Source organism: Oscillibacter sp. UBA6647, from assembly GCA_002455655.1.
In the GTDB taxonomy this organism is placed as follows: domain Bacteria; phylum Bacillota; class Clostridia; order Oscillospirales; family Oscillospiraceae; genus Oscillibacter.
This window is the reverse complement of record DKLF01000124.1, coordinates 1-3,410: the sequence shown is the minus strand read 5'-3', so window position 1 is coordinate 3,410 and position 3,410 is coordinate 1. Positions and strand designations below refer to the sequence as shown.

The following is a 3,410-nucleotide window of genomic DNA, read 5'->3' as shown; positions in this document are numbered from 1 at the left end:
CATATGTATTCGCCATCCTTACTTTTTTAATCAATACAAACAATCACGGCTGGCGGAAAGAAACTCCGTCAGCCGTGATTATAGCACCTTTTTTCGCCGCGTTCAAGTCACGCACGGTTAACACCAAGGATTCTGACAGGTCGAATAAGGACATACTCATAGCTGCTCAGCGGCCTGTTGTCCGCATCAAAGCTATGTGCCGCCACGAGAATGTCCTCCGAACCATAGGGCGGCTGCGCTTCCACCACGATTGGTGAATGCTGATAACGGCTCCCCCCGAGAGAGAGCTGAACCAGATCGCCCGGACGCAGTTCCCATAATTGACATTCCGCACCCACAGGACCCACCGAGGGCTGAGACCGGGTGAGGAAATTATACAGAAATTCTACTCCCGTCCACGCGGGGGCCTTTCGATTCGCGTTGATATAGTACCAGCCATAGGTCGGGAGAAAATTCATCACGCCGCCCCCGGCATAAAGGCACTGAGATGCAAAGTTTGTGCAGTCTCCACCGATGCTTTCATAGTCGTAAAATGCCGGATTCCGGCCATAGGCCCAGCGGTGGGCGTACTGCACTGCGGCCTCACGGTTATAGTCCTGTAAAATCACGGGCACCCCTCCCCTGCCCCCAACTTATGCGAAGGGAGAGAACTGTGCCACCACCGGCCTTTGGCGTATACGCCTGCCCGTGTAATTTTTTACATGAGCGGCGCAGTCCGTATAAAAAGGCAGGGAGACGGTTGTCTCCCTGCCCTGTTTTTCTGAAAAACGGTTAAATTTTGTGGTCGCAGCCCAGAACGTGAATCAGCTTATGGGACACCATGTCCTTAATGGCCTGACGGGCGGGCTTGAGATACTGGCGGGGGTCAAAATCACCGGGGTTTTGTGCGAAGTGCTCCCGAATGCAGGCCGTCATGGCAAGGCGAAGGTCGGAGTCGATGTTGATTTTGCACACGGACAGCTCCGCCGCGTGGCGCAGCTGATCCTCCGGCACGCCGATGGCGCCGGGCATGTTGCCGCCGAATTTGTTGATCTTCTCCACAAACTCCTGCGGTACGGAGGACGAACCGTGCAGCACGATGGGGAAGCCGGGCAGTCGGCGGGAAACCTCTTCCAGCACGTCGAACCGAAGCTGGGGCTTGGTGCCGGGTTTAAACTTAAACGCGCCGTGGCTGGTGCCGATGGCGATGGCCAGAGAGTCGCAGCCGGTGCGGGAGACAAATTCCTCCACCTCCTCGGGGCGGGTATAGGAGGATTCCTCGGCACTGACGTTTACTTCATCCTCAATACCGGCCAGAGTTCCCAGCTCCGCCTCCACCACCACGCCGTGGTCGTGGGCATATTCCACCACTTTTCGGGTGATCTCAATATTCTCGTCGAAGGGTTTGCCGGAGGCGTCGATCATCACGGAGGTAAAACCGCCGTCGATGCAGCTTTTGCAGGTTTCAAAATCCGGGCCGTGGTCAAGATGGAGCACGATGGGAACGTTGGGACACTCAATGACCGCGGCCTCTACCAGCTTAATCAGATAGGTATGGTTGGCGTAGGCACGGGCGCCCTTGGATACCTGAAGAATCAGAGGGGCATCCAGATCGCGGGCGGCCTCGGTGATGCCCTGTACGATCTCCATGTTGTTGACGTTGAACGCACCGATGGCATAGCCGCCTTCATAGGCCTTTTTAAACATTTCGGTTGACGTGACCAGTGGCATATCAATCATCTCCTGTCAAAATTATTGTTTTCCCGGCGCGGCGAGAACACGCGCCTGAGTCCGTGCATCCATCCAAAACGGCTTGGATACGTTTTAAGAAAACGATTTTCTGATATCATAATAGCACAGAGAAATAAAATTGCAAGTATTTACAATTGTGGGTGAACATGATAAAATATTTTCACTTATACATTTATCAAGCCCGGCTTTCCGGGATGAAAAATCAGGAGGAACTATCCATGAGTGAACTGAAAGGTGCCTGCATCTTAGGCCAGTCCGGAGGTCCCACTTCTGTGATCAACGCCAGCGCGTACGGCGTAATTGCCACCGCGCTGAATTCTCCCGCCATCACTGCGGTTTACGGCGCGGAGCACGGCATCAAGGGCGTTTTGAACGACCGTCTATTCGACATGGGCAAGGAGGCCCCCGCAGAGCTGGAGCTATTGAAATACACTCCCTCCTCCGCCCTTGGCTCCTGCCGCTACAAAATGGCGGACCCGGATATGGACGACACCGACTATAAACGCATTCTGGAGACGTTTAAAAAGTATGATGTGCGCTATTTCTTTTATAACGGTGGCAACGACTCTATGGACACCTGCAACAAAATCTCCAAGTATATGCAGAAGGCGGGCTATGAGTGCCGCGTGATGGGCGTACCCAAGACCATCGACAACGATTTGTACGGCACGGACCATTGCCCCGGATACGCCTCTGCCGCCAAGTATATCGCCACAAGCTGCATGGAGGTTTATCAGGACGCCCGGGTCTACGACACCGGAATGGTCTGCATCATCGAAATCATGGGCCGCCACGCCGGGTGGCTTGCCGGCGCGGCCGCGCTGGCCACGGCCTACGGCGCAGGTCCCGATCTGGTCTATTTGCCGGAGACGGACTTCAATATGGAGGAATTTCTGGCCGACGTGGAGCGCATCTACAAGGAAAAGGGCAACTGCATGGTGGCTGTGTCCGAGGGCATCCACTATCCAGACGGCACCTTTGTCTCCGAGGCAAAGGCGTCCGCCACCGATGGGTTTGGCCACGCCCAGTTGGGCGGTCTCGCTGCCACGCTTGCCGCCGTCGTCAAGGAGAAGACCGGCGCCAAGGTTCGGGGCATCGAGCTGAGCCTTTTGCAGCGCTGCGGCGCGCATCTGGCCTCCGAGACAGATATTGAAGAATCATTTATGGCCGGAAAGGCTGCCGTGGAAAATGCGGTCAACGGCATCACCGACAAGATGGTGGGCTTTGAGCGAATCGAGCGGGACGGCCATTACGTCTGCAAAACGGCCCTGCTGAATCTGACCGATGTTGCCAACACGGAGAAAAAGGTCCCCCGGGAGTGGATCAACCCCAGAGGCAACGGCGTGGAGCAGCCCTTTATTGACTATGTACTGCCCCTGATTCAGGGCGAGCCGAAGCTGCCGAAGGAGGACTCCCTCCCCCGCTTTGCGAAGCTTAAAAAGGTGCTGGCGAAATAAGACATGCGGCCCGCTCATTCGAGTGGGCCGCATTGTAATTTAAGAGAGTTGTTGGCAGTGCAGACTGTCCTCGTCAGTACCCCGCGGCTGCGCCCGTTTCCAACCGGCGGTACAATGCACGGAAGTCGTTTGCTTTGAATATGATAGATTGCGGCCTGTGTATTGGAGGTAATTATTTTGGAACTTGAAACTTGTCGCAATAATGATACCGTTATGGATACC

3 protein-coding genes are annotated in these 3,410 nt (G+C 55.2%); 1 reads left to right on the top strand and 2 read right to left on the bottom strand.

The window, feature by feature from the left end; all coding sequences use genetic code 11:
- Positions 1 to 107: 107 nt before the first annotated feature.
- Both B2W96_RS09170 and fba read right to left on the bottom strand, forming a co-directional pair.
- A complete protein-coding gene (locus tag B2W96_RS09170) occupies positions 108 to 614 on the bottom strand; it encodes an amidase domain-containing protein (RefSeq protein WP_293009987.1) in 507 nt (168 codons plus the stop codon).
- Positions 615 to 771: 157 nt separating this feature from the next.
- Complete coding sequence (gene fba / locus B2W96_RS09165; RefSeq protein WP_293009986.1) at positions 772 to 1,710, bottom strand: class II fructose-1,6-bisphosphate aldolase; 939 nt, start codon at positions 1,708 to 1,710, stop codon at positions 772 to 774.
- 239 nt (positions 1,711 to 1,949) lie between these two features.
- Here fba and B2W96_RS09160 point away from each other — a divergent pair, with 239 nt between their 5' ends.
- Positions 1,950 to 3,188, top strand: coding sequence for a 6-phosphofructokinase (locus B2W96_RS09160; protein WP_293009985.1), 1,239 nt, complete (start codon positions 1,950 to 1,952; stop codon positions 3,186 to 3,188).
- The last annotated feature ends 222 nt before the right edge of the window (positions 3,189 to 3,410 follow it).

Coding starts and splice junctions, on each gene's coding strand:
- fba (WP_293009986.1), bottom strand. CDS start 1,710: ATGCCACTGGTCACGTCAACCGAAATGTTTAAAAAGGCCTATGAAGGC.
- B2W96_RS09160 (WP_293009985.1), top strand. CDS start 1,950: ATGAGTGAACTGAAAGGTGCCTGCATCTTAGGCCAGTCCGGAGGTCCC.